This window comes from Haloarcula halobia (genome assembly GCF_029338255.1).
GTDB lineage: Archaea > Halobacteriota > Halobacteria > Halobacteriales > Haloarculaceae > Haloarcula > Haloarcula halobia.
On sequence record NZ_CP119787.1, the window covers coordinates 3,170,208 to 3,195,107 of the forward strand.

The 24,900-nt window shown below is 69.7% G+C and carries 25 protein-coding genes; 12 read left to right on the forward strand and 13 right to left on the reverse strand.

Annotated elements, in window-relative coordinates:
- Positions 1–37 precede the first annotated feature (37 nt).
- From P1K88_RS16735 to pyrH, 3 genes are all read right to left on the reverse strand, one after another.
- Positions 38–1,804 (reverse strand): PDZ domain-containing protein, encoded by a 1,767-nt coding sequence (locus tag P1K88_RS16735; protein WP_276411360.1) that lies wholly within the window; start codon positions 1,802–1,804, stop codon positions 38–40.
- Between the two features lie 216 nt (positions 1,805–2,020).
- Positions 2,021–3,661 (reverse strand): lysine--tRNA ligase, encoded by a 1,641-nt coding sequence (gene lysS / locus P1K88_RS16740; RefSeq protein ID WP_276411361.1) that lies wholly within the window; start codon positions 3,659–3,661, stop codon positions 2,021–2,023.
- A 1-nt stretch (position 3,662) separates the two neighbouring features.
- Positions 3,663–4,349 carry a UMP kinase gene (gene pyrH / locus P1K88_RS16745; protein WP_276411362.1) on the reverse strand — a complete coding sequence of 229 codons (687 nt, stop codon included), beginning with the start codon at positions 4,347–4,349 and terminating at the stop codon, positions 3,663–3,665.
- Between the two features lie 333 nt (positions 4,350–4,682).
- Between pyrH and P1K88_RS16750 the strand changes: the two genes are divergently transcribed.
- Positions 4,683–4,931, forward strand: a complete 249-nt coding sequence (locus P1K88_RS16750) for a DUF7123 family protein (RefSeq protein ID WP_276411363.1) — start codon at positions 4,683–4,685, stop codon at positions 4,929–4,931.
- Positions 4,932–5,120: 189 nt separating this feature from the next.
- On the forward strand, positions 5,121–6,317 hold the full coding sequence (locus P1K88_RS16755) for a site-2 protease family protein (protein ID WP_276411364.1): 1,197 nt from the start codon (positions 5,121–5,123) through the stop codon (positions 6,315–6,317).
- Positions 6,318–6,325: 8 nt separating this feature from the next.
- Here the strand turns inward: P1K88_RS16755 and thiL are convergent, their stop codons facing one another.
- Entirely contained in the window at positions 6,326–7,192 is an 867-nt protein-coding gene (gene thiL / locus P1K88_RS16760) for a thiamine-phosphate kinase (RefSeq protein ID WP_276411365.1), read from the reverse strand.
- A gap of 78 nt (positions 7,193–7,270) precedes the next feature.
- On the opposite strand from thiL, the gene P1K88_RS16765 reads away from it, so the two are divergent.
- The 5 genes from P1K88_RS16765 to hisS all read left to right on the forward strand — a co-directional run bounded on the left by P1K88_RS16765 (position 7,271) and on the right by hisS (position 11,530).
- Complete coding sequence (locus P1K88_RS16765) at positions 7,271–8,314, forward strand: lysylphosphatidylglycerol synthase transmembrane domain-containing protein (protein WP_276411366.1); 1,044 nt, start codon at positions 7,271–7,273, stop codon at positions 8,312–8,314.
- 93 nt (positions 8,315–8,407) lie between these two features.
- The gene (locus P1K88_RS16770) at positions 8,408–8,869 is read left to right on the forward strand and encodes a 30S ribosomal protein S19e (RefSeq protein ID WP_276411367.1); all 462 of its coding nucleotides are present in this window, start codon (positions 8,408–8,410) and stop codon (positions 8,867–8,869) included.
- Positions 8,870–9,195: 326 nt separating this feature from the next.
- A complete protein-coding gene (locus P1K88_RS16775; RefSeq protein ID WP_276411368.1) occupies positions 9,196–9,546 on the forward strand; it encodes a DNA-binding protein in 351 nt (116 codons plus the stop codon).
- Complete coding sequence (locus P1K88_RS16780) at positions 9,547–10,146, forward strand: DUF7411 family protein (RefSeq protein WP_276411369.1); 600 nt, start codon at positions 9,547–9,549, stop codon at positions 10,144–10,146.
- A 76-nt stretch (positions 10,147–10,222) separates the two neighbouring features.
- Positions 10,223–11,530 (forward strand): histidine--tRNA ligase, encoded by a 1,308-nt coding sequence (gene hisS / locus P1K88_RS16785; protein ID WP_276411370.1) that lies wholly within the window; start codon positions 10,223–10,225, stop codon positions 11,528–11,530.
- A 1-nt stretch (position 11,531) separates the two neighbouring features.
- Here the strand turns inward: hisS and P1K88_RS16790 are convergent, their stop codons facing one another.
- Positions 11,532–12,038: a GNAT family N-acetyltransferase gene (locus tag P1K88_RS16790; protein ID WP_276411371.1), complete on the reverse strand. Its 507-nt coding sequence runs from the start codon at positions 12,036–12,038 to the stop codon at positions 11,532–11,534.
- A 96-nt stretch (positions 12,039–12,134) separates the two neighbouring features.
- Here P1K88_RS16790 and truA point away from each other — a divergent pair, with 96 nt between their 5' ends.
- From truA to P1K88_RS16805, 3 genes are all read left to right on the forward strand, one after another.
- Positions 12,135–12,935: a tRNA pseudouridine(38-40) synthase TruA gene (truA, locus tag P1K88_RS16795; RefSeq protein ID WP_276411372.1), complete on the forward strand. Its 801-nt coding sequence runs from the start codon at positions 12,135–12,137 to the stop codon at positions 12,933–12,935.
- A 40-nt stretch (positions 12,936–12,975) separates the two neighbouring features.
- Entirely contained in the window at positions 12,976–14,820 is a 1,845-nt protein-coding gene (pepF, locus tag P1K88_RS16800; RefSeq protein WP_276411373.1) for an oligoendopeptidase F, read from the forward strand.
- 145 nt (positions 14,821–14,965) lie between these two features.
- Entirely contained in the window at positions 14,966–15,310 is a 345-nt protein-coding gene (locus tag P1K88_RS16805; RefSeq protein WP_276411374.1) for a HalOD1 output domain-containing protein, read from the forward strand.
- Positions 15,311–15,375: 65 nt separating this feature from the next.
- Here P1K88_RS16805 and P1K88_RS16810 read toward each other — a convergent pair whose 3' ends face one another.
- Entirely contained in the window at positions 15,376–15,846 is a 471-nt protein-coding gene (locus P1K88_RS16810) for a pyruvoyl-dependent arginine decarboxylase (protein WP_276411375.1), read from the reverse strand.
- A 179-nt stretch (positions 15,847–16,025) separates the two neighbouring features.
- Between P1K88_RS16810 and P1K88_RS16815 the strand changes: the two genes are divergently transcribed.
- Positions 16,026–17,330, forward strand: a complete 1,305-nt coding sequence (locus tag P1K88_RS16815; protein WP_276411376.1) for an outer membrane protein assembly factor BamB family protein — start codon at positions 16,026–16,028, stop codon at positions 17,328–17,330.
- A 2-nt stretch (positions 17,331–17,332) separates the two neighbouring features.
- On the opposite strand, the gene P1K88_RS16820 is transcribed toward P1K88_RS16815, so the two are convergent.
- The 3 genes from P1K88_RS16820 to pan2 all read right to left on the reverse strand — a co-directional run bounded on the left by P1K88_RS16820 (position 17,333) and on the right by pan2 (position 20,568).
- Positions 17,333–18,547 carry an outer membrane protein assembly factor BamB family protein gene (locus P1K88_RS16820; RefSeq protein ID WP_276411377.1) on the reverse strand — a complete coding sequence of 405 codons (1,215 nt, stop codon included), beginning with the start codon at positions 18,545–18,547 and terminating at the stop codon, positions 17,333–17,335.
- 40 nt (positions 18,548–18,587) lie between these two features.
- A complete protein-coding gene (gene fer, locus P1K88_RS16825) occupies positions 18,588–19,280 on the reverse strand; it encodes a ferredoxin Fer (protein WP_276411378.1) in 693 nt (230 codons plus the stop codon).
- A gap of 67 nt (positions 19,281–19,347) precedes the next feature.
- The gene (gene pan2, locus P1K88_RS16830; RefSeq protein WP_276411379.1) at positions 19,348–20,568 is read right to left on the reverse strand and encodes a proteasome-activating nucleotidase Pan2; all 1,221 of its coding nucleotides are present in this window, start codon (positions 20,566–20,568) and stop codon (positions 19,348–19,350) included.
- A gap of 234 nt (positions 20,569–20,802) precedes the next feature.
- On the opposite strand from pan2, the gene P1K88_RS16835 reads away from it, so the two are divergent.
- Positions 20,803–21,156, forward strand: coding sequence for a DUF5811 family protein (locus tag P1K88_RS16835; RefSeq protein ID WP_276411380.1), 354 nt, complete (start codon positions 20,803–20,805; stop codon positions 21,154–21,156).
- Between the two features lie 66 nt (positions 21,157–21,222).
- Here the strand turns inward: P1K88_RS16835 and P1K88_RS16840 are convergent, their stop codons facing one another.
- From P1K88_RS16840 to P1K88_RS16855, 4 genes are all read right to left on the reverse strand, one after another.
- Positions 21,223–22,896, reverse strand: a complete 1,674-nt coding sequence (locus P1K88_RS16840) for a GMC family oxidoreductase (protein WP_276411381.1) — start codon at positions 22,894–22,896, stop codon at positions 21,223–21,225.
- Positions 22,893–23,501 carry a gluconate 2-dehydrogenase subunit 3 family protein gene (locus P1K88_RS16845; RefSeq protein ID WP_276411382.1) on the reverse strand — a complete coding sequence of 203 codons (609 nt, stop codon included), beginning with the start codon at positions 23,499–23,501 and terminating at the stop codon, positions 22,893–22,895. Before P1K88_RS16845 ends, P1K88_RS16840 begins: the two co-directional genes overlap by 4 nt.
- Positions 23,494–24,396: a hypothetical protein gene (locus tag P1K88_RS16850; RefSeq protein WP_276411383.1), complete on the reverse strand. Its 903-nt coding sequence runs from the start codon at positions 24,394–24,396 to the stop codon at positions 23,494–23,496. Before P1K88_RS16850 ends, P1K88_RS16845 begins: the two co-directional genes overlap by 8 nt.
- A 299-nt stretch (positions 24,397–24,695) precedes the next feature.
- Positions 24,696–24,878, reverse strand: a complete 183-nt coding sequence (locus tag P1K88_RS16855) for a DUF8015 family protein (RefSeq protein ID WP_276411384.1) — start codon at positions 24,876–24,878, stop codon at positions 24,696–24,698.
- Positions 24,879–24,900 lie beyond the last annotated feature (22 nt).

Here is a 24,900-nt window from a genome sequence, read left to right on the forward strand (position 1 = left end):
CGGCGGGGGGTAAATGGGTAACGAAAGGCCCGATCGGTCAGGTAAGCAGCCGGGGGCCAAAGACCATCAGGACGAGCCCGCCGATCATCGACAGGGTGACCGTCAGCGTGACAGCCGTGGTCAGGCGCCGCCGGTCCGGGATCGGCAGCCGGGAGACGAACGACTCCGTCGTCGTCCGGAGGATGTGCCCGCCGTCGAGCGGGAACGTCGGCACGCAGTTGAACTGCCCGATGACGACGTTTATCCACCCGGTCCAGAACAGCGCGTTAGCCAGGACGAAGACGCCGCCGGTACCGAGGGCGGAAAGCGGTCCCTGGACGGTATAGAAGCTCGTCGCGATGCCGGTGAAGCCGGCGAAGTTGTAGCCGAAGCCGCCGGCGACCCCGATAAAGGGCAGGATGAGCACGCCGAAGACTCGCTGGGCGAACGAAAAGCCCCGGTCGGCCGTCGGGTCGTCCGTCTCGCCGCCGATGAAAGAGAGGAAGGTGGCGGCGGGGTACTCGTCGATGCCGAAGTCGTCGACGGAGACGCCGCTGACCCCCGCCAGCGCGTTGATACCGAGGATGCCGTTGTCGGACCCTGCGGTCGACCCGAGCGTGACGTCGTACGTCCGGCGCTCGCCGTCGACGTAGCCGGTGACGGTCACCCGGTCGCCCGGGCTGGTCCGATCGAGCGCGGTCAGGAGTGCCTGGGAGTCGTGAATCCGCTGGCCGTCGAGCTCGGTGACGACCATGGACCCGCCGGCGGGGCCACCCGCGTCGGCCAGCGCACCGCCCTCGGCCACGAGGACGTAACTGCCAAGCGGCATGGTCACCGTCCGGCCGCCCTCGGTCTGGAGCGTCGCGACAGTGGTGTTGCGCGCGGCCCGTTCGAACTCGCTGCGGGTGCTCACCGCCGTCCCGTTGACCGCGGTGATGGTGTCCCCGTTGCGCAGTTGCGAGCTCTGGACGGCGCTGGCGACGACGACGGCCCGCTCGACGGGGACGGCCTCGCCGTCGCGCCGCGAGACGGTCACGGTCTGGTTGTCGGTCGCCGCGAGGACTGCCTCGAGGTCGCGCCCGTTCGCGACGGGGTCGCCGTCGACGGCCGTGATGACGTCGCCGGACTCGAGGCCGGCGTCGGCGGCTGGCGTCCCTTCCAGCGTCCCCCCGACCGGGACGCCGTCGACGACGGCGATGGCGCCCGCGACGGGTCCAAACAGGAGGACGAGCGCGACCAGGGCCAGCGCGAAGTTGTTCGTCACGCCCGCGGCGTACATCCGGGTCTGTGCGCCCCGGTCCGACTTCAGGAGCGCCTCCTCGTCGGGTTCGACGAAGGCTCCGACGGGGACCACGGTCAGCATCGCCAGCCCCATCGACTCGATGTCGATGTCCTCGACCCGGCAGAGCAGTCCGTGGCCGCCCTCGTGGACGACCAGGCCAAGCACCAGGCCCAGGACGATCTCGGGCGCCACCGAGAGCGGGAGGAAGTCGTTGACGCCGGGGATCGCCAGCGCGTTGCGCGGTTCGTTCAGCGCGGAGGGCTGTGGGTCGAGGATCGCCTGGACGGCCCCGACGGCGACCAGCAGGAAGGACCCGACCATCACGACGATGGCGATGCCGACACCCAGGTTCCCCCAGGCCCGCCAGAACCGCTTCGGGCGGGCCAGCCAGGTCAGGAACGCCTTTCCGCGCTGGGTGTGTATCGTCGTGATCGGGCCGCTGAACCGGACGTACTCGGGTACCACGCCACGGGCACGGAGGACCATCGCCACGAAACTGTAGGCGACGAGGCCCGCGAGGACCCACGTCAGCGTGCTCACCATCTACCGCTATGGAAGGGGCACCGATTCAAGAGGGTTTGGTTCCACGCAGTCGGCCAGTCAGTGGGCGTCACGACAGCGAGCGATGGTCCCGCAGACGACGGTCGGGACCGACCACCCGGCCATGGACGCGGCGACCGTCGCCCCGGCGAGGTGGAGGGCACTGCGGCGGTCCATCCGTGCCGACCGGCCGGGCGACAGATCAGTGTACCGACCGGCCTACGCCTCGCGGCGGAGCCGGTCGACGACGAACTCGCGGTCGAGTTTCGCGATGAACGGGCCCAGTTGCGGGCCCTGCGTGTCGTCGAACAGCAGGCGGTAGCCCGCCGCGAAGAACTCGCCGATGTCGATGTCGTGGCGTTTCGCCGTCTCGTATATCTCGCCCTGGATCTCGTCGCCGTCGTGGCCCTCCGCCACGAAATCGGCCAGTTCGTCCAGCGCGGCCTGGGTCGCCACGTCGAACTCGGCGTCCGGCATCGCGGTTCGCTTGAGCTCGTAGTCGAACTCGTTGCCGGTCCGGCGGGCCCAGTTGCGGGCGCGCTCGACCCGCGCCAGGGCACTCTCGACGGCCCACTCGGGGGCGTCGTCGGGGATGTGGCCCTCGTTTCGTGCGATCTCCTCGCGCAGGTCGGGGTCGTCGGTCATCCCCAGCACGGCGGCGAAGGTGTAGGGGATACGCAGACGCTCCTGGCGGGGGTCGTCGACGACCATCGGGTAGGCGCGCTCGGCCAGTTCCCGCTCGTCGTCCTCGCGGGGCTCCACTTCGCCGAAGTACACCCGCTCGAACGCGTCGAACTCGTCGACGAGCTGGTCGACGTGCTCGACCGAGAAGTCCCGCTGCTTGCGGGGGTTCTTCACGAAGAAGTACCGGAAGACCTCCGGTTCCAGCAGGTCGAGCACCTCGTCGACCGTGACGACGTTGCCCGACGACGAGGAGAGCGGTTCGCCGTCGAGCGTGAACCACTCGTAGACCATCGGGACGGGCGGCCGGATGTCCAAGACGTTCTCGGCGACGTCCTCGCCGGAGGGCCAGGAGCCCTCGGCGTGGTCCTTGCCGAACGGCTCGAAGTCCACGCCCAGAATCTCCCACTGGGCGGGCCACTCGAAGCGCCACGGGAGCTTGCCGTCCCGGAGCGAGGCGACGCCCTCGTGGCCACAGCCCTCGATCGTCTGGTCGCCGGCCTCGACGTCCGTACAGACGTAGTGGACCTCGCCGGCGTCCAGGTCGACGTCCGTGACGCCCTCGGTGAGTTTTCCGCATTCCTCACACTGGGGGACGAACGGGACGTACTCCTCGTCGACCTTGTTCTGGTAGTCGGCGAGCACCTCGCGGGCCCGGTCGGCGCGGTCGAGCACCCGCCGGGTGACCGCCTCGAACTCCCCTTCGGCGTACAGCCGGGTGTTCGAGACGAACTCGACGTCGACGCCGACGAGGTCGGCGCTCTTTTTCAGCAGGTTCGTGAAGTGCGCGCCGTAGGAGTCACAGCAGCCGAAGGGGTCGGGGATGTCGGTGTAGGGCTTGCCGAGGTTCCGGCCGAGCGCGCCCGCGTCGACCTCACCTAGGCCGACGACGTTCCACTCCAGGTCGGCGAGTTGCCGGGGGACCTTCCGCAGGCGGTCCTTGTCGTCGGCGGTGAAGACCTGCCGGACCTCGTGGCCGCGGTCGCGCAGCGCTTCGGCGACGAAGTAGCCTCGCATTATCTCGTTGAAGTGGCCAATGTGGGGCACGCCCGAGGGAGAGACGCCGCCCTTGACGACGATGGGGTCCTCGGGGTCGCGAGCCTCGACGGCGTCGGCGACAGAGTCGGCCCAGAACGCCCGCCGGCCGCCGCGACCGACCTCGTACGGGTCTTCGGCCATCTCAGGCCCCCGGAACGATGGCGGTACCGTCGACGTCGTCGTCCTGGACGGCCTGCCGGACGCGGTCGGGGTCAGTCCCGTCGAGGACGACCGTCTCGATGCCCGAGCGCTGGATGACCTTCGCGGCCAGCAGGTCGACGGGCGCGTTGCTCCCGGCGTTCATCTCGTTGCCGACGACGATGTCGACGAGTTCGTCGGCAGTGAGCTCGTCGAAGCGTGTCGCGTCGGGGTCCTCGTTCGGATCGGCGTCGTAGACGCCGGGGACCGAGGTGGCATAGACGAGCAGGTCGGCGTCGACGTACTCGGCGAACGAGGCGGCGACGGCGTCGGTGGTCTGAGCGGCGACGATACCCCCCAGGACCGGCACCTCGCCCCGGCGCATGGTCGCCCGGCCCTCGTCGTAACTCTCGGCCGGCGCGGGCGCGGCCAGGTCATCGAGCGCGGCCGTCAGCAGGCGCCCGTTCAGGCGCGTGACGGCGATGCCCAGCTGGTCGAGTTCGATCTCGTTTGCGCCCAGTTCGCGGGCGGCACCGATGTACTTCCGTGCGGTGGGCCCGCCGCCCACCACGGCGCCGAGGCGGTGACCCGCGTCCACGAGCGCCTGGACGACGTCCGCGTAGGCTTCGACTCGGTCTGATTCCAGGTCGGGGGCCAGGACGCTCCCGCCGACTGAGACGACGACTTTCATTGGCCCGGCGTAGCCACGATGCGGTCTTAAGGGTTGTCAAGCCCACTGACCAACCGGCCGCCTCGACCGGCAGACGCCACACTATATCCGGCAACATGCTCCGTTAAATGCGCCACTGGGTACGTGAGAAATCGGTTTTACACAGGCTATATAGCAACGACATCCGGACTCGATTTTACCGACGCTAAAGCGTTCGTAAAATGTCTAAGCGCCTCTCGAACCGTCGTAAAAGGACGATTTTTCGTTGATTTCGGCTGAAAGTGACCGAAGAGACTCGAAGGTTCCTTCCTTTATATACTCGTCCCGCAGCAAGGGGGTAGTGAGGTGACACAGATGAGCGCGACAGTTTCCCCTGCTACGAAAGAAGAGCCCTCCAAAGAAGAACGCCTGCAGTCCTTCCTCACCAAGAAGGCGGCCGACGGCGAGATGTACTTCAAGAGCAAGTTCATCGCGGACGAAGTCGGCCTCTCCCCGAAGGAGATCGGCGCGCTGATGGTCAAGCTGAAAGACAGCGCGTCCGAGCTCGAGGTCGAGAAGTGGTCCTACACCAGCGCGACCACCTGGCGCGTCGAACCCGCGTAACCGCCCCAGCCGGTCCCCTCTACCGTCGAGTGTTCGCGCTTTCGGACCCACCCGGTCGGCCCGACCCGGCGGGTCCACCGAACGCTATGCCATCACGCGCCCGGATAGCCGACCTTACCCGGGTAGTACGGTCCTTCGGCCCGGTATGGCCGACAGTATATTAGTAGCCAGCGCCCATATCGAGTGACGATGAGCCGCTCCGCCGACGACCCACCCGCGCCGGCCGAGTTCTCGGACGTGTTCTTCGTGACGGCCGTGCGGCGCGACGGGGAGGCGGTCAGGTACGTCGGTGACTCGCTGGTCCCGCCGGAGGCGCTCCTCGCCGAGCTCCGCCCCCGGTTCCGCGAGCGGGGCTATACGCTCTCCCTCCAGCGGCGGTCGGCCGCCACGGGGCCGACGGACGGGGGGACGACGCTCGACAGTCCGTCGGGAGGCCGGACCGCCCCGTACGAACTCGTCGCCGAACCCACCGGGACCGACACGGGCGGCGTACCGTGGCTGAACGTGGTCCTCTTGCTCGTGACTGTCGCCTCGACGCTGTACGTCGGCGCCAGCCGGTGGTACTACATCCCGGTCTTCGAACAGCCCTGGCGCGTCATCGAGGCCTGGCCGTTCGTCGTCGCGATGCTGGGCGTGCTGGGCATCCACGAGCTGGGCCACTACGCGGCCGCGCGGTACCACGGCGTCGACGTGACGCTTCCCTACTTCATCCCGTTCCCGTCGCTGCTGGGGACGATGGGTGCGGTCATCAACATCCGCGGCCGCATCCCGGACCGGACGGTCCTGTTCGACATCGGCGTCGCCGGCCCGCTTGCGGGCCTGGTCGCGACGGCCGTCGTGACAGTCGTCGGCCTCTCGCTCGACCCCATCACCGTCCCCGAGCGGGTCGCAGAGGGGGGCGCGAACTTCGTCATCACCTTCCAGGACCCGCTGCTCCTGCAGGCGCTCGAGTTCATGGTGCGGTCGGCCGGGCTCGGCGCGGAGTACGGGCCCGGCACGGCCGTCCACCCCATCGTCTTCGCCGGGTGGGCCGGGATGTTCTTCACCTTCCTGAACCTGCTGCCGGTCGGGCAACTCGACGGCGGGCACATCGTCCGCGCGATTCTGGGCCCGCGCCAGGAGACGGTCGCCGCGGCCGTCCCGGGTGGCCTGTTCGCGCTCGCCGGCTTCCTCTATTTCACCCGCGATCCGCCGCCCGTCGGCTTCGGCGTCTGGACGCTGTGGGTGTTCTGGGGGCTGTTCGCGACCGGCCTGGCGTACGCCGGCCCGGCGAGGCCCACCGTCGACGACACGCTCGACCGCCGGCGGGTCGCCATCGGCGTGGTGACCTTCGCGCTGGGCCTGGCCTGTTTCACGCCGGTCCCGTTCGAGATCGTTGCTGCCTGACCCGAGAGTCAGTGCGAGTAGCCCCGGTCCGGCAACGGATCGCCGTCGAGCATCACGCCCGACTGGGTGACCCTGCCGATGCGATGGAGCGGGCAGGGGACCGCCTGGCGGGCATCGTCGAAGTCCGGTTCCGGCACCGTACAGACGAGTTCGAAGTCCTCGCCGAGAAAGAGGCCCAGTTCGCGGCGCTCCGCGGCGTCCGCTGCCACCCCATCGACGCGCTCGTCGATGGGCAGGGGCGACTCGATAGCGGCCCCACAGTCGCTGGCCGCCGTCAGCTGGTGGAGCGATCGGGCCAACCCGTCGCTGGAGTCCAGCATCGCCGTCGCGTGTGGGCGAAGCGCGGTCCCGGCGGCCACTCGCGGTTGGAAGCGAAAGAGGGCGTTCGCGCGCTCGATTTCGCCCCGCTCGAACAGTTCGAGGGCGACCCCGGTCCGGCCCAGCGTCCCGGTGACACAGACCGCCTCGCCCGGCGAGGCCCCGGAGCGCAGGACGGGGTCGTCGACCTCGCCCAGCGCCGTCGTCGCGACGGTGAACTCCTCGTGGCCGTCGAGGTCGCCACCGACGTACTCGGCGCCGACGGCGTCACAGACGTCGCTCGCCCCGTCGACGAACGACAGGAGGTCCTCTGCGTCGAACGCTGGCACCCCGTAGACGGCCACCGCGGCCGTCGCCCGAGCGCCCATCGCCGCCACGTCCGAGAGCGAGGCACCGACGGCCCGCCAGCCGGCCGTGTAGCGGGTCGTCCCGTCCGGGAAGTCGGTTCGGTCGTGGAGCATGTCCGTCGTGAGGACCTGGCCGTCGACGACGGCACAGTCGTCGCCGGCCGCCGACAACCGATCGCCGATGAGCGCGAGTGCGGCCTGTTCGTCCATACCGTCCAGTGGTGACCGGCGGGCAAAACGGTCGGGGATTGCGGTGCCTTCATACCCACGACGCCCGACGGCACCGATATGGACGAGAGCCGGTGGGCGACGGTCCTTGGCTTCGCTGGCACGCTGGTCGTGCTCTCGGCGCTCGTGGTGGTCGTCGGCGTCGACGACACCGTCCGGGCGCTGACCCGTGCCGACCCGGGGGCGGTGGTGGTGGTGGTCGCCATCGCCGTCGTCTGGCTCACCTCGTGGGGCCTGGCGCTGTGGACCATCCTCCGCGCGCTGAACGCACCCATCGCGGCGCACCGCGCAGTACTGCTCTTTGCGGGTGCCGTCTTCTCGAACAACGTCACGCCCTTCGGCCAGGCGGGCGGGGAACCGCTCAGCGCCCTGCTCATCTCGACGGCCGCTGACAGCGAGTACGAGACCGGCCTGGCGGCCATCGCCAGCGTCGACACCATCCACTTCGTCCCCTCGGTGGGCTACGCCATCGTCGGGTTCACCTTCGTCGCGGCCGGCGCGGTCCGGCTCGGGCGGAACCTCATCTTCGCCGCCGCCGCCGTGGCCGTCCTGGCCGTCGGCCTCCCCGTCGGCGCGTACCTGGGCTGGCGGTACCGATACGAGCTCGAGGCCGCCGTCGTCAGGCTCTTCACCCCCGTCATCCGCTTCCTCGGTCGCATCGCACCCCGTCGCTCGCCGCCCACCGCCCGGATGATCGAGGACCGCATCGAGAGCTTCTTCCAGGCCATCGACCGCGTCGCGACCGACCGGTGGACGCTGCTCCAGACGCTCGGGTTCTCGGCGCTCGGGTGGGCCTGTCTGGCCGCCTCGCTGTGGACGTCGCTGTACGCCGTCGGGTACAGCGTCCCGCCGTCGACGGTGCTACTCGTGGTCCCGGTCGGCAGCATCGCCAGTCTCGCCCCGCTTCCCGGCGGATCCGGCGCCATCGAGGCCGTCCTGGTGACGCTGCTCGTCTCGACGGCACCGGTGCCGGCGGCGGCGGCCACCTCCGCCGTCCTCGTCCACCGCGGTGCGACCTACCTGCTCCCGACGATCGTCGGCAGCGGCGTCGCGACGGCGCTGGGCGTCGACCGCGCCGTCGAGTTGAACCGCGAGGACGAGTGAGCCGACGGTCCCCGGCGAGGGAGCACGTGAACGGTTCACTCTCCGGACCAGGGAACGATGCGCTTAAATGACGGCGACGGAAAGAAAGCGGCAATGACGACACTCTACGACGTTCCCGCCGAGGACCTCATCGAGGCCCTCACGGAGACGCTCGCCGAGGAGGACGCCATCGAAGCACCGGAGTGGGCCGCGTTCACCAAGACCGGCGTCGACAAGGAACTACCCCCGGAACAGGAGGACTTCTGGCAGCGACGCGCCGCCAGCCTGCTCCGCAAGGTCGCCGTCGACGGCCCCGTCGGGGTCAACCGCCTGAAGACCGAGTACGGCAGTTCCAAGCAGGGCACGACCCGCTATCGGGTCCGACCACACCAGAAGGTCGACGGGTCGGGGAACATCGTCCGGACCGCCCTCCAGCAGCTCGAAGAGGCCGGCTACGTCGAGACCAGCGAGAACGACGGCCGCCGCGTCACCGGCGAGGGCCGGAGCCTCCTCGACGACACCGCCAGCGAGGTGCTCGAGTCCCTCGACCGTCCGGACCTCGAACGCTACGCCTGACCACCGCTCTCTAGTTCTTCCGTCACTCACGACCGCCTCGAGCCGCTGGTGGGTCGCTGGCGCTCCCCGCTCGAGTCACCGAGGGTCTTCGCTCCGCTCAGACTGCAACGTCCCGACAGCACCGTCGGCTCTCGCGGGTCGCTGGCGCTCCCCGCTCGAGTCACCGAGGGGCTTCGCTTCGCTCAGACTGCAACGTCCCGACAGCACCGCCGGCTCTCGCGGGTCGCTGGCGCTCCCCGCTCGAGTCACCGAGGGGCTTCGCTTCGCTCAGACCCTCGCTACTCCCGAAATTGTTTTCCGCCCGACTCCAGTACATCTAACCAGTCATGAGTGGCGACCCAAGCGAGGAAGAGCTCGAGGAACTCCGCCAGAAGAAGATGGAACAGCTCAAAGAGCAACAGAGCGAGGAGGGGGACGCCGAGGCCCAGCAGGCCGCCCAGGAGCAGGCCGAGGCCCAGAAGAAGGCCATCCTTCGCCAGCACCTCTCGGATGGCGCTCGGAAGCGACTGAACACCGTCAAGATGTCCAAGCCGGAGATCGGCGAGCAGGTCGAACAGCAGATCGTCTCCCTGGCCCGGGCCGGCCGCCTCGGCGAGCAGATCGACGAGGAGAAGATGAAACAGCTGCTCTCGGAGCTGACGCCGGACTCGAAGAGCTTCGACATCAAGCGCCGGTAGATGCGCTGTGGGTTGCTGTACAGCGCGGGCAAGGACTCGACGCTCGCCGCCCTCCTGGTAGAGCGGTTCTACGACGTGACGCTCGTCAGTTGCACGTTCGGGATCGTCGACCCCGAACCAGCACGCGAGGCGGCCGCGAGCGTCGGCTTCGACCACGAGACGGTCGAACTGGACCCTGCCGTCGCCCGCGAGGCCGTCGACCGGATGCACGACGACGGCTTTCCGCGCAACGGCATCCAGCAGGTCCACGAGCACGCCGTCGAGACGGTCGCCGCCGGCGAGTGGACCGACGCGCTCGACGCCGTCGCCGACGGCACCCGCCGGGACGACCGCGTACCGACCGTCGAACGACCGTTCGCCCAGAGCGTCGAGGACCGCTTCGACGTGGCCTACCTGGCGCCGCTGGCGGGCGTCGGCCGCGGGGCCATCGACGCCATGGCCGCCGCCTCGCTCGACGTCGAGACGGGACCGAGCGACGAGCTGCAGCAGGGCGACTACGAGGTGGAACTGCGAGCGCTGCTCGCCGAGGAGTACGGCGCCGACGCCGTGACGTCGGTGTTCCCCGAGCACACCCAGTCGCGGGTCCGGGGCCGCACCTGACCGGCCCGGGTCGGGCGGTCGCCGGCGTCCGGACCGAACGGACAGGTTCAAGCGCACGGTGCCTGTAGACCGCGACATGTACGACTCCGTCAAGGGCTTTCGCGACTTCTACCCCGAGGAGATGCAGGCCCGTCGGTGGGTGATGGACACGCTCGAGGATACGGCAGGCCGCTACGGCTTCCGTGAGATCGGCACGCCGGCGCTGGAACCGACCGAGATGTACGTCGACAAGAGCGGCGAGGAGATCGTCGAGGAGCTCTACAGTTTCGAGGACAAGGGCGGCCGCGACGTGGCGATGACTCCCGAGCTGACGCCGACGGTGGCCCGCATGGTCGTCGCCAAGCAACAGGAGCTCTCGAAGCCCATCAAGTGGGTCTCGACCCGGCCGTTCTGGCGCTACGAGCAGGTCCAGCAGGGCCGCTTCCGGGAGTTCTACCAGACCAACGTCGACATCTTCGGGTCGTCGGACCCCGCCGCTGACGCCGAGATCCTGGCCGTCGCCGTCGACATGCTCACCGACCTCGGCCTCTCCGGCGAGGACTTCGAGATTCGCGTCTCGCACCGCGACATCCTGGCCGGCCTGCTGGAGTCCTTCGAGGCCGACGTGGACGTCCGCGAGGCCATCCGCGCGGTCGACAAGCGCGCCAAGGTCGACCAGGACGAGTACCACGACCTGCTGGTCGAGGCGGGCCTCAACTACGGCCAGGCCGACAAGTTCGACGAGATGCTCCAGGTCGAGGAGGACGAACTCGACGCGTTGGCCGAGATTACCGGCTCGGACGCGGTCCGTGAGGCCACGGAGAACCTCCAGGCCGTCCTCGAGGCGACGGCGGATTTCGGCGTCCGCGAGCACCTGACGCTCTCGCTGACGACCGCCCGGGGTCTGGATTACTACACCGGCGTCGTCTTCGAGTGCTTCGACTCGACCGGGGAGGTCTCCCGCTCGGTGTTCGGCGGCGGCCGCTACGACGACCTCATCGAGGGCTTCGGCGGGCAACCCACGCCGGCCGTCGGGTTCGCGCCCGGCCACGCCACGCTCGGCCTCCTCTGTCGGCGCGCCGGCGTCTGGCCCGAGGAGGAACTGACGACGGACTACTACGTCCTGCAGGTCGGCGACACCCGGCCGACCGCCGCGCGGATCGCCCGCGAGCTGCGCGAGAATGGCCACGTCGTCGAGAGCGACGTCGCCGGCCGTTCCTTCGGCGCCCAGATGGGCTACGCCGACGGCATCAACGCCGAGACGGTCGTCATCGTCGGCGAACAGGACCTGGAGAACGACGAGGTGACGCTCAAGGAGATGGACGAGGGCGAACAGACCACCGTGCCGCTCGCCGAGTTCCCGGGTGAGTACGACCGGCCGACGTTCGAGGACTTCGCGGAGTGAGTCACATCTCGAGTTCCATCTCGTGTTCGGCCCGGTCCCGGACCGTCGTCTCGAACCCGACCGACTTGTAGAGGTTCATCGCCACGAGGTTCGTCCGCTCGACGGCCAGCCAGACGTGGTCCAGCCCGTTCGCCTGGCCGTACCCCAGCAGAACCCGGATGAGCCGCGAGCCGATGCCGATGGTCTGGTAGTCGGGGTGGACGAAGATGGCCAGTTCCGCCGTCTCGTCGTACGGGAACAGCACCGCGTGGCCGACGATCCGGTCCCCGTGCCAGGCGGCGACGCTCAGCCCCTCCGCGAGCAGGTCGTCGAGCCACTCCCGGATCTGAGCCTCGCCGCGCGGCGGGAGCCCCTGTGCCCGCGAGTCGTCGTCGTAGTCGAGGTACATCTCCGCGAGCGGGTCCTGCCCCCCCTCGTAGGTGCTGATCCGGATGTCGTGGCCGGCCCGGTCAGTAAACTCCAGGGGCGGGCGGGGAAACTCGGTGCCTTCCTCGGCGGACGACTCCATGTGTCGGGGGTCAGTCGGGACGGCAATAAACCCCGCCGCCGTTCTCGCCGGGCGAGAGCCGGACGGCACAAGTGCCCTGCCCGCCAAAGGCCGTCGATGCGCGCGTTCCGCGTCGCCTACGACGGCCGGCCGTACTACGGCTTCCAGCGCCAGCCCGACGTCGAGACGGTCGAAGGGCGACTCCTGTCGGCGCTCGACCGCCTCGGCGTGACCGACGGCGACACGCCCGAGGGGTACGCCGCCGCCGGGCGCACGGACGCCGGCGTCTCGGCCGTCGCCCAGACCGTCGCCTTCGCGGCCCCCGAGTGGCTCTCGCCGGCCGCGTTCAACAGCGAACTCCCGGCGAGCGTCCGGGTGTGGGCCCGCGCACCGGCTCCCACGGACTTCCACGCGACACACGACGCCACCGAGCGCCGGTACGCGTACCACCTCTACGCGCCCGACGCCGACGAGGGCCTGGCGCGGGCGGCGCTCGACGCGCTCACCGGCGAGCAGGACTTCCACAATCTCACCCCCGACGAGTCCGGGACCGTCCGCAACCTCCGGGGAGCGCTCGAGCGAGACGGCCCCTTCCTCGTCGTCAGGCTCCGAGCCGGGGGGTTCTGTCGCCAGCTCGTCCGGCGCGTGGTCGGCCTCGTCGCCGAAATCGCTCGCGGCGACGCGCCGCCGGCGAAGGTCGACCGGGTCCTCGGCTCCGACCCGTTACCGGGGCCCGAGGGCGTCGCTCCCGCCCCGGCGTATCCGCTGGTGCTGACCGGCGTGGCGTACCCGGACGTGACCTTCGAGACGGACCCCGAGGCCGCCGCGAGCGCCCGGGAGGTGTTCGCCGACCTGCGCGCGGAGCGCCGGGCCGGGGCCCGGGTCGCCGACAGCGTCCTCGACGGCATCGAGCGGTAGTCTGGAAAGGCTTACTTCCGGGCCGACCCTACTCCGGGCCATGAGTTCGGTACCCGTACGCAGCGAGGTCGACGAAGAGTACAAGTGGTCCCTGGAGAGTCTCTTTGCCTCCGACGAGGAGTGGGAGGCCGCCTTCGAGGAGGCCGAGTCGCTGGTCGAGGACCTCGCGGCCTACGAGGGACGGGCAACAGAGGACGCCAGTACCCTGCTCGAGACCCTCGAGACCTACGAGCAGACGATGCGGACCGTCTCGAACGTCGCGGCCTACGCACGGATGCGCCGCGACGAGGATACGACCGACGACACCTATCAGGCCCTGACCGCCCGCGCCCAGTCGCTCTCCTCCGACGCCAGCAGCGCGGCCTCGTTTCTCGAACCCGAACTGCAGGCACTGGACTACGGCGACATCGACGCGCTGATCGACGAGGAATCCGCCTTAGAGGAGTACGACCACTACTTCGACGACGTCCTGCGGATGAAAAACCACACCCGCTCGGCCGAGGTCGAGTCGCTGCTGGCCGAACTCGGGGAGGTCACCGGCGCACCGGGCGAGGTGTACAACATGCTCGCCAACGCCGACATGGAGTTCCCGACCGTCGAGGATAGCGAGGCGCGAAGCGCCTCGGACCGTTCGAGCGGCGAGGAGCCGCGAGAAGACCCCGAGGGCGGCGACCAGCCCATCACGCTCAACAACTTCACCACCCTCCAGAAGCACCCGGACCGCGACTTCCGCCAGCGGGTCTACGAGGCCTTCTACGACGAGTGGGGGACGGTCCGCAACGCCGTCGGCGCGGCCTACAAGAACTCGGTCAAGACCGACGTCAAGATGGCCCGGGCGCGCAACTACGACACCGCCCGCGAGGCCGCACTCGACGGGCCCAACGTCCCGGCGGAGGTCTACGACACGCTGGTCGACACCGTCGACGAGAACCTCGACACCCTCCACCGCCACGCCGACCTCAAGCGCGAGGCGCTCGGGGTCGAGGAGTTGCGGATGTGGGACCTCTACGTCCCGCTGGTCCAAGAGGAGTCACCGACGATCGAGTACGAGCAGGCCTGTGAGTACGTCGTCGACGCCGTCGCCCCGCTGGGCGACGCCTACCAGAGCCGCCTAGAGGAGGGACTGGACTCCCGCTGGGTCGACGTCTACGAGACGAAACACAAGCAATCGGGGGCGTACTCCGGGGGTACCTACGACTCCCAGCCGTTCATCCTGCTGAACTACCAGGACGACGTCGAGTCGATGTACACGCTGGCCCACGAACTGGGCCACTCGCTGCACTCGGAGTACACCAGCGAGACCCAGCCCTACGTCTACTCGGGCTACGAGGTCTTCGTCGCAGAGGTCGCGAGTACGGTCAACGAGACGCTGCTGACCCACCACCTCCTGAACACCGTCGAGGACGAGCGACTGCGCCGGCACGTCCTCAACGAGTACCTCGAACGGTTCCGCTCGACGCTGTACCGCCAGACCATGTTCGCGGAGTTCGAGCACCGCACCCACGAGATGGCCGAGGCCGGCGAGCCGCTGACGCCGGACCGCCTGGACGACCTCTATGCCGACCTCAAGGGGGAGTACTACGCCCCCGCCCAGCTCGACGACCGCATCGCCCGCGAGTGGATGCGCATCCCCCACTTCTACCGGGCGTTCTACGTCTACCAGTACGCCACCGGCATCTCGGCCGCGGTGGCACTGGTCGACAACATCCTCGAACACGGGGAGCCCGCCGCCGAGCGGTACATTGATTTCCTGCGGAGCGGCTCCCGGGAGTACCCCCTCGAACTGCTTCGGGACGCCGGCGTCGACATGGCCAGCCCCGAACCGGTCGAGTCGGCGCTCGACACTTACGCCCAGTACTTAGACGAGTTCGCGAGTCTGAACTGACAGGGCCGTCTCGTTCGGGCGTGGGGCCGTCGACCGGTCACGAGAGGCACGCGGGCGGGAGTCCGGATACCGGCCCACGGGGGCGCGGACACTGATATCGCATCTCAATGTGGCTTTAATATTGTGGGATTCCTACACTAGAGAGATGCAACATTCGGAACCGTCACCTCGGTGTGACTGTACCCCAGTCGTCGCGACGCGGTTCGGCGGCGACACCGGACACAGCCCGGCCGAAGCGATCGTCGAAGCCGTCGCGGCCGCCGAAGACGTCGCGCCACTCGAACTCGCCCCGCTGTACGAAGAGATCGACCTGGAGTCGGTCGACCGACTGTTCTCGGAGACCACCCCGCCGTCGACCCGCCCCGCACTGCTGCAGTGCTCCGTTCTGGGATGGAAGGTCTACCTTCGCGGCGACGGCGCGCTCCGGGTGTGTGACCCCGCGCAAAGCACCGACCCGGGACCGGTGTTCGAGAAAGCGATCGGCGATTGAGCGCGCCGGGACGCCGTTCGTCTCCCGCCGCGAGGAGACGCCGACCCGCACGGGAGCGGTGTCGCTCAGACGACCGGGTGGCTCTCGCCGTACGTGGCCAGCACCACGGCGCTCGCGAAATCGTCCGCGGGCGCGACCGACTCGACGTGGACGGTCTCCTCGACGAAGTCCCACTCGCGCAGACTCCGGCCGGCCGCCAGGCCCTCGCGGATCTCCTCGCGCACGGCGTCGGGGTCCTCGCCATCGACCTCGTAGAAGATACCGGGGCCGTCGGCAGTCCGCGCCCAGCCGATGCCGGCGGCCGCTCGCTCGCCCGGTGCCGCCGTCGCCGCCGACTGGACGACCTCTAGCGCCTCGCCCGGCGGCCCGAGGTCTGGTGCCGTCCCCGCGACCTCGATGTCCGGCCCGGCGGGGATGACCGACGAGAGTGCCACCAGGTTGTAGTTGTGGACGCCCGCCGCGGCCAGGGCGGCGTCGTACGCGGACAGTTCGGTCGGGCCGTGGGCGGTCCCCCAGACGACCCGAATCGTGCTCATAGCCGTTGGTGGACGACCCGGAAGGGAAGGGGTTTCGCTTCGCCGACGTGTCCCGGGTCGAGCGTCCCGAACGGGGGCCGTTCGGAGGGTCGAACTGGGAGAGGGGTGGCGGGTCCAGAAGGCGAAAGCCGAGTTTGACCGACCACAAGGCCGATACCGTCAGTGTGTCACTACCCCGTATGCGCCGCCGAGCCCTCCTGGCGACGACGGGTGGTCTCCTCACCGGCGGGTTAGCGGGCTGTCTGGCAGCGCCGGGTGCGTCGACAGAGTCGACCGGGGGGATTCCCGAGGGGACGTGGCCACAGGTCGCCTACGACAGCCGGAACACGCGCCACCCATCGGACGCCACGGGGCCACGGGACGGGGGCGAGATCGCGTGGCGGGCACTCGGAGACCGGCCGGTGTATCCGCCCGTCGTCGAGAACGACCTCTACCTGACCGAGGCGTGGACCGACGGGGCCGCGTTCTCGCTCGGGACCGTGGACGGGCGGGAACGATGGTCGAACAGCGACCTCCCGCCGATACGCTGGGCGCCCGCGCTCGCCGAGGACCGCGTGTTCGTGCTCAGCCGCGAACCGGGGAACGTTGTCCGACTCCACGCGCTCGGTACGGAGACGGGTGAGCAGGCCTGGGTCCGGGACGAGGGAATCACGGCCTCGTCCGGAGAGCATCCGCCGATAAGTCCGACCGTCCGCGAGGGGTCGATCTACATCGCCTCGAACCGCGGGGTCGTCGCGTGCGACGCGGCGACCGGCGACGTCGACTGGACCGCGACGCTCGGCCACCACGTCGTCGACATCGCGGACGGGCCGACGTGGCGAACCGACTGGGCGAAACCGGCCGTCACCGCCGACCGCGTGTTCACGTTCGACACGAACGAGAACTACCGGACGACGCGGGAGGTACACGCGGTGGCGCGAGCGACCGGCGAGGACGAGTGGACCGCCGAACTGGACGTCGGCGACGGCTGGTACCTCACTGGCCACGTCGTCGCCGGGTCCGAGCGCGTCTTCGTCTCGGTTCTCAAACCGAACGTCTCGGTCGACCAGGGCGACTCGGAGTGGTCGGGGGCCGGACGGCTGTTCGCGCTCGATGCCGCGTCCGGGAGCGTCGAGTGGGACTGGGAACCGTCACGAACGACGCTCACCACGCCCGCCTACGCCGATGGAACGCTCTACGTGGGCGCGTGGAATCCGACCGACGCGGACCAGCGCCTCCACGCGCTCGACGCAACTGACGGGAGCACCGCCTGGACGTACCCGGTCACGGAATCGGTGCAGACGCCGACTATCGGCCGCGATACCGTCTACCTCAGTCACGGGCGCGAACTCACCGCCCTCGCGACGGCGGACGGGACGCGCCGCTGGCGACTCGAACTCGGTACGCCTGCGGGGCCGCCCGTCGTCGCCGGCGACACGGCGTATCTCCGGACGAACCCCGGCCACGACGACGACAGCCAGCTCCTGGCGGTTCGGGCGCCGTAGCCTCACGCCGGCACCAGCTTGTAGCACATCCCGGGCCGACTCGCCTCGCCCTCGACGGCCCGTTCGGCGTAGTAGACCGCCTCGTCGGTGACCAGCGGCGCGCTGGTCGCGTGGCCCCGACCTTCGAAGCGCCACGTCTCGCTGCCGTCGGCGCGGTCCAGCGCGTAGAGGTGGGTGTCGTACGAGCCGACCAGCACGTGGTCGGGGGTGGCGACGACGCTGCCGATGAGCCAGCCGCCGGTCTCGAAGTGCCACTCTTCCTCGCCGGTCTCCAGGTCGATGGCGTAGACGTTGTCGTCGTGGCTGCCGACGTAGACGGTGCCGTCGTGGACGGCCGGGGCACACATATTGTCCTGGCCGGTCTCGAAGGTCCAGCGGACCGAGCCGTCCTCGATATCGAGCGCGGTCACCGTCGCGGCCCACGACGGGACGACGGCGACGCCGTCGGCGATGGGGATGGGCGCTTTCACGTCGCCGCCGGTGTCGTAGGACCACGCCCGTTCGAGGTCGGGGAACGACCAGGCGTAGACGTGGCCGTCGTTCGAGCCAAAGAGCAGGCGATTCCCGTCGACGTCCAGCGCCACCGTCGAGTGGGGGTGGTTCGTCGGCCAGCTGTCGCGCCACTGGACGTCGCCGGTCGCGGCGTCGACGGCCGCGACGCTCCCGCTGGGCGCGGCGTGTTCGACGGCCGTGAACAGCGTGCCGTTGTAGTAGGTCGGACTCGCGCCGATGGCGTCGCCCAGCTCGGTGCGCCACCGGCGGCGACCGGTCGCGAGGTCGATGGCCGACAGCGCCCCGTCGTAGGTGCCGATGTAGGCGGTGTCGTTGGCGACGACCGGAGTCCCGTGACTCCCGCGGGTGGCCTGCGTGATGGTCGTCGACCACAGTACCTCGCCGCCGGGCGAGAGCCGACGGATGCGGCCGGTGTCGTCGGCGAGCACGATATCGCCGTCCGGCGTCGGTGCGGGACTCCCCTTCGCGGCGGTGTGGTCGCCCCGGTTCGTCGGCACCGACCACGCCTCCGTCACGGCGGCGGGTAGCGTGCGGTCCTGGTAGCCCTGGTTCAGCGGCCCCTGGCGGAACTGCGTGGCCGCGTGCTCGTCGAGCGCCGTCGAGGCCAGCGGGTCGAACCCGGACTGACAGCCCGCGAGCGATCCGACGACGGCGGTGCCGGCGGCCGCGAGGACGGCCCGTCTCGTCTGTCCCGCCCCTGTCATGGCAGGCGCTACCGGGTGGGGCGGCTTAAAACGCGCGGCGTCACTCCGGCGAGCGAGCCTGCTCGAACCGGCTGGCGGGCAACAGCAGTTCCGCGACCTCCGGCAGGTGTTTCATGTTGAACACCACCTTCATGTCGTCGGAGACCGGCGCACTGATACACGAGAGCCGGATGCCCCGCTCGAAGAGGTCCGGCGGGAGGACGTGGCTGGCCGGCGACGGCATCTCGCCGTCGACGACGGCCACCGCGCAGTTCGTGCAGGCGCCGCCGCGACAGGCAAAGGGCCAGTGCAGGCCGCTCTCCTCGGCGGCCTCGAGCAGCGTCTGGTCCTCGCTGGCCCGGAACTCGCCGTACGCGGCCGCCTCCAGGTCGGCGTCGGCCGCCCGCTCGAAGAGGTCGGGGTCCTCGAGCGACCACCCCCGGTCGACGACGGCCTCGTAGTCCAGATACTCCACCCGGATCCCCTCGGGTTCCGGCGGCTCCGCGGGTTCGGTGTCGGGTTCCTCGTCCGTCCCGGCCGGGTCCGCGGGGGCCGCCGGGTCGGGGTCGGGGACCGGGTCGCCGGGTCGATAGCCCGCCTGGATACGCTCGTAGGCGGTCTGTACCATCCGAAACTCGCGGGCCGACCCGCCCTGGTCCGGGTGGACTTCCTTCACCCGATCGCGGTAGGCGTCGACGATGGTGGCGTCGTCGGCGTCCGGGTCGACGCCGAGAATCTCGAACGGTGATTCCACGGCTGCCACTAGCGAGGTGGCGTATAAATTTGTGTTCCCACACTGGTTTGCCGTCCCCCGGTCGCCGTCAGACGAAGGCGATGGGGCCGGTGTTCTCGTCTTCCTCTTCGCGGATCTTCTCGAGGGCGTCCCGGAAGTCGCCGTACGCGACGGTCGTCCGGTCGTCGCGGATGGCGAACATCCCGGCCTCGGTCGCGAGCGAGGTGAGTTCGGCCCCGGAGAGGCCGTCTGTCTCGTCGGCCAGCGCCGCGAAGTCGACCTCGTTCGCGAGGCTCATCGCCTCGGTGTGAATCTCGAGGATGCGCTCGCGGCCCGCGGCGTCGGGCTTGGGCACCTCGATGAGGCGGTCGAACCGGCCCGGCCGCAGGATGGCGCGATCGAGCATGTCGAAGCGGTTGGTGGCCGCGATGATGCGGACCTCGCCGCGGTCGTCGAAGCCGTCCATCTCCGAGAGCAGCTGCATCATCGTCCGCTGGACCTCGGCGTCCCCGGAGGTCTTCGACTCGGTGCGCTTCGAGGCGATGGCGTCGATCTCGTCGATGAAGATGATGGCCGGTTCGCGCTCGCCGGCGAGTTCGAAGAGGTCGCGCACGAGGCGTGCACCCTCGCCGATGAACTTCCGGACGAGCTCCGAGCCGGCCATCTTGATGAACGTCGCGTCCGTCTCGTTGGCGACCGCCCTCGCGAGCATCGTCTTGCCGGTGCCGGGCGGCCCGTGGAGCAACACGCCGCTGGGCGGTTCGATGCCGATCGTCTCGAACTGTGCCGCGTTGACCAGCGGCGCCTCGACGGCCTCGCGGACCTCGCGGATCTGGTCCTCGAGACCGCCGATGTCGTCGTAGGTGACGTCGGGCGACTGGGAGATCTGCATCGCCTGGGCCCGCGAGTCGGTCTCCGGGTCGAGGATGGTCTTGATGGAGAAGGAATCGTTGATCGCGACCCGGTCGCCGGCCTCGAGGTCGTCCCGGACCGAAGGCGAGACCTCCGTCAGGACCTCCTGGTTGTTGCCGTGTTGCTTGACGATGACGCCGTCGTCGGTCAGTTCCTCGGCCGTCGCGACGTACAGCGACGACGTCTTCAGCGTCTCGTTTTCCCGCTCGAGTTTCTCGACCCGGCCGGTGAGGTCCGCCTGTCGGTTCCGGGCGGAGTCGAGCTGTTCTGTGAGCTGTTCGTTGACGCGGACGATCTCTGCGAAGTGCTGCCGGAGTGCCTCCAGACGCTCGTCGGGTGTCATGTCGGGGTCGAGCTCCAACCGTGGTCGCTCCGGAAGCGAGGGACTACGCGACATTTGGATGGCCGTAAGTAGAGGGCTGGGGGACAAAGGTCCTTTGGGTCGTGGGAGTGTTCCACAGGGAACCGGAGGGCTTTTTTGCCGTGACGACACGCGGGGTCGGACCAGTCACGGGCGCCCGCGCACCCCTCGTCGCGTCGACCGCCGGATGCCGGCGCGGCAGGGCGTCTCGGCGCTGCTGGGAAGCCACCGGGTTTTAGTACCCCACCCCCTAAGTATGGGAGAACGTCCATGTATGGAAACTCGCCGTTCGGTGGAGAGACGGAGGAAGTGACGCTCACCGCCGAGCAACGCGACCAGCTCCGGAAGGACCTGGCGAGCGTCGCGGCCCGGACCCGCGACCTGCTCCCCAGCGAGTTCGTCGTCGGCTCGGAGATTCACACCAGCGAGACGGGCCCGCGGGCGACCATCGCGGTCCAGCCGCCCGTCGGCTCCGTCGTCAGCGCGGACTACCGGCCCGAAGACGCCGAGAGTTCGGGCATCACGTCGGACGAACGAGACGAACTCGCCCAGGGCATCGCCGCCTCGGCCGCCCTGCAGGTCAAACAGGTGCTGGGCGAGGACACCGCCCCGACGGCGCAGTAAGCCGCCACCGAACGCGCCCGTTCTGCCGACCCCCGCCAGCACGTCTCGAGGGACTTTCCCACCGAGTCAGCGCAGCTGTCCGTCGATGACGTCGGCGGTCCGCAGCGCCAGGGCGGCGATGGTCAGCGTCGGGTTGTTGGCGCCACCGGTCGGGAACACGCTCGAGGAGGCTATCCAGAGGTTCCCCAGGTCGTGGGTCCGACAATACTCGTCGACGACGCTCTCCTGTGGGTCGGTCCCCATCCGGGTGGTCCCCATGTGGTGTGAGCTCATCTCGCGGTCCTCGAGGGTCAGCGTGCCCGTGATCTCCGCGCCGAGGGCGTCCATGATGTCGGCCTGGACCTCGAGACAGTACGCCATGGTCTCGCGCTCGCGGTCGCCGTCCGAGAGCTCGATGGAGGGGACCGGCCGGCCGTACGTGTCGGTCGTCGAGCGGTCCAGCGTCACCCTGTTTTCGGCCCGGGGGAGCATCTCGCCCGCGCCCCGGATGGAGACGGGGTAGGGCGGGCCGTCCGTCGTCGGGAGTTCGAGGTCCTCGCCCAGCTGGGTCTGGCTGAACGGGTCCGCGGCCAGACCGGCCATGTCTTCGACCGAGCCGACCGCGCCGAGAATCTGGGACATCGCGGGGTCCCGGGTCTGTGCGCCACCGGAGTTCGACCGGGCGTTGTTGCCGAAGGTGAGGTGGAAGCTCCCGGGGACCCGGTCCTCGTGGTCGTAGAACTGATCGCTCCGGCTGGAGACCCAGCCGATGTTGTTCTGCCACGTGGGGTCGTCCAGCACCGCCCGCGTCTCGACGCTCGGGTGGTCCATGAGGTACCGGCCGACGGCGCCACTGGAGTTGGCGAGGCCGTCGGGGTACAGGTCCGAGTCCGAGAGCAGGAGGAGCCGCGGCGTCTCGATGCCGCCCGCGGCGACGACGAAGTGGTCGGCCTCCTGGCGGTACTCGGTACCCTCGGGGGTGACGTAGACGACGGACGTGACCGCGTCGCCGTCGTCGTCGTGTTCGAGAGAGAGGACCTGCACCTGGTCGACGATGCGGGCGCCCTCGGCCTCGGCCTTCCTGGCGTGGACCTCGGCGCTGTACTTCGCGCCGGACGGGCAGGCGTTACAGACGCCGTAGCCAACACAGCCCGAGCGGCCGTCGTAGGCCTCGGAGTTGATGGCCTTGGGCTGGGTGGCCATCGAGATGCCGAGCTCGTCGCAGGCCTCCCTGAACAGCTCGTCGGAGTAGCTCGGCGCGAACCCCTCGAGCGGGTACGGCGACTCCCGCGGCGGGCCGTGGGGGTTGTCGTCGACGCCGGAGACGCCCATCTCGCGCTCGGCGAGGTCGTAGTACGGGCTCAGGTCGGCATACGAGATGGGCCAGTCCGTCGCCAGGCCGTAGCGCGACTCCATCTCGAAGTCCTTCTCGTGGAGGCGCGGCGTGTTGGCGTTCCAGTGCAGCGACGTGCCGCCGATTGCCTTGACCCGGACCTTGTTCAGGCGCGCGAAGATGTCGCCGGTCGAGGAGTAGCGGTCCCTGGCCTCGTCGACCCAGAAGGCCTCGCGCTCGAAGTCGGGACGGAGCCACATCTCCATGCGGCGGTGGTGGTCCGTTTGGGTGTAGTGCTTCCCCGCGTCGAGGACGACGACGTCGTGACCCCGGCGCGCCAGCGAGTACGCCATGATGGCGCCCGCCGGTCCCGCGCCGACGACACAGACCTCGGCCGGCGATGGCGACCGGTCCAGATCGTCGCTCACTGGCTCTCACCCCCGGGACCCTGCGTGTAGACGTCCGTGCCGCCGGGGTGGCCCGGCGGGTTGGCGATGCCCGTCAGGTCGCTGCTCTCCGGTGCGGTCAGCAGGACGTAGAGCAGGTCACCCAGGAGGTAAAAACGGACCCGCTCGGCCGTCGTGCCGTCGGCGGTCGGGTGCACCTCGGTGGCGCCCAGCGAGTGCAGGACGCCGCGGCGGTGGTCGGGCGAGAGGGCGGTCACCGGCCCGCCGAACCGGGCCCGCGCGTGCGTGTCGACTGCCTCGACGGCCGCGACCAGCTGGTCGAAGTGACCCGCCTGGGGCTCGACGCGGCCGAAGACGCGGTTCTCGATCCAGGACTCGTCGACGGCCATCGAGGGCGGGTAGATGGCCTCGGCCAGGGCCGTCAGCGTCTCGACGTGGGCGGGCGAGGCGGGCGAGTCGCTCGCGTCGCCACCGCCGCCGGGAGTCAGTCCCGCACCGCCGCGGACGCCGTACCCGTAGCCGCCGGCGGCGACGGCCGCACCGCCGAGCGCGGCGAGCAGCTGGCGCCGCGACAGCGTCGGCAGGTCGTCGCGCGTCGTCGCCGGTGTGGAGCGGTCCTCAGTCATCGTCGGTCCCCCCGTTCACCAGGTCGATGTCCGGGGTCGGGGACCGGACACGCGTCCGACCGACGGTGACCAGTACCCACGAGAGGACGCCGGCCAGGGGTGCCGACAGCACCACGGCGAGTTCGCCGTAGCGGTAGACGGTCAGTAACACCGCACTCCCCACGGTCGACACGAGCGACCCGGTACCCAGCAGGCCGGCGACGTAGTAGGCCAGCTGGATGTCGGTGGGGAACAGGCCCAGGTCGTGGGCGAGCAGGTCGGTGCCGACGGCCCCGGCGAGCCAGGCGGCCCCGACGACGAACAGGCCGAGGGTCGTCAGCCGGCCGGGGCGGGTCCCTGCGCTGGATTGGGGGACCGGGACGTCCCGGTCGAGTCGGGACGCGACGGCGATGACGGCGACGCCGACCGCGCCGGCGGCGAGGACGCCGGGGAGCAGGTCGGCCGCGGCCGTGTAGAACCGCTCGTGCCCGGCCACCGTCGACACCCACGCCGAGAGCGCCGTGGCGTACAGCCCGGCGACGACGACGCTGGCGACATACGAGCGCAGCGCTCGTGGTTGCGACCGGACCGAGACCCGGGGGCGTCCGCCGGCGAGGGTGGGCGAAAACCACGCGAGCAGCGCGACGAAGGTACAGAGCCAGACGGCGACGGCGAGCGTACTGGAGCCGACGGCGCCGCGGAACAGGTCGTGTATCACGAGACCACTGGTCCCCCCGATAGCGGCCGACGGGCCGACCAGCAGCGCCGCAGCGACCAGGAGGCCACCGACGACGGCGACCGGAACCCTGACCCACGTGGCGACCGCCACGAGCAGGAAGCCGACCCCCGACGCGAGGGCGACGTGTTCGGGCACCACCGGCGAGGCGACCGAAGACCGCTGGAGTGTCTCCCACATATGCGCGGCTAGAACGGCCAGACTGGCATAGTAACAGAGTCCCTGAACGACCGCGTCCGCGGCCGGGCGAGGCCGTATAGCCCGTATAATCAGTGAAAACGATCGAGAGACCGCCACAGCGACCACCTCTGCCCCGCTCGCCCTGGCTCAGTCGGTCGGTCACAGGCCGGTCCCACCCCCGGCCGGTCGTTTCGGTAGGTGCGACCCATCTGCGAGGGAGGGCGGTCAGCCGCCGAGCGACGCGGATTCGACGCTTGAGAGCGGAGTTAGGCGCTGATTACCGACCACCGACGCCCGCGTCACGCCGTGTCTTCGGGCGGGTCACAGAACAGCGCGTAGCCGATGGAGCTCCCGGCGGGCAGACTGCCCGCGCCCAGGGCGGTCCAGAGACTCAGCGAGGAGGTCAGACCCCCGACGGCGGCCACCAGCATCGACAGAGCGATACTGAGGAGGACGAGGTCAGGTGTCGAGAGACCGAGCATCGTGTCTGTTCGAAGACACGCC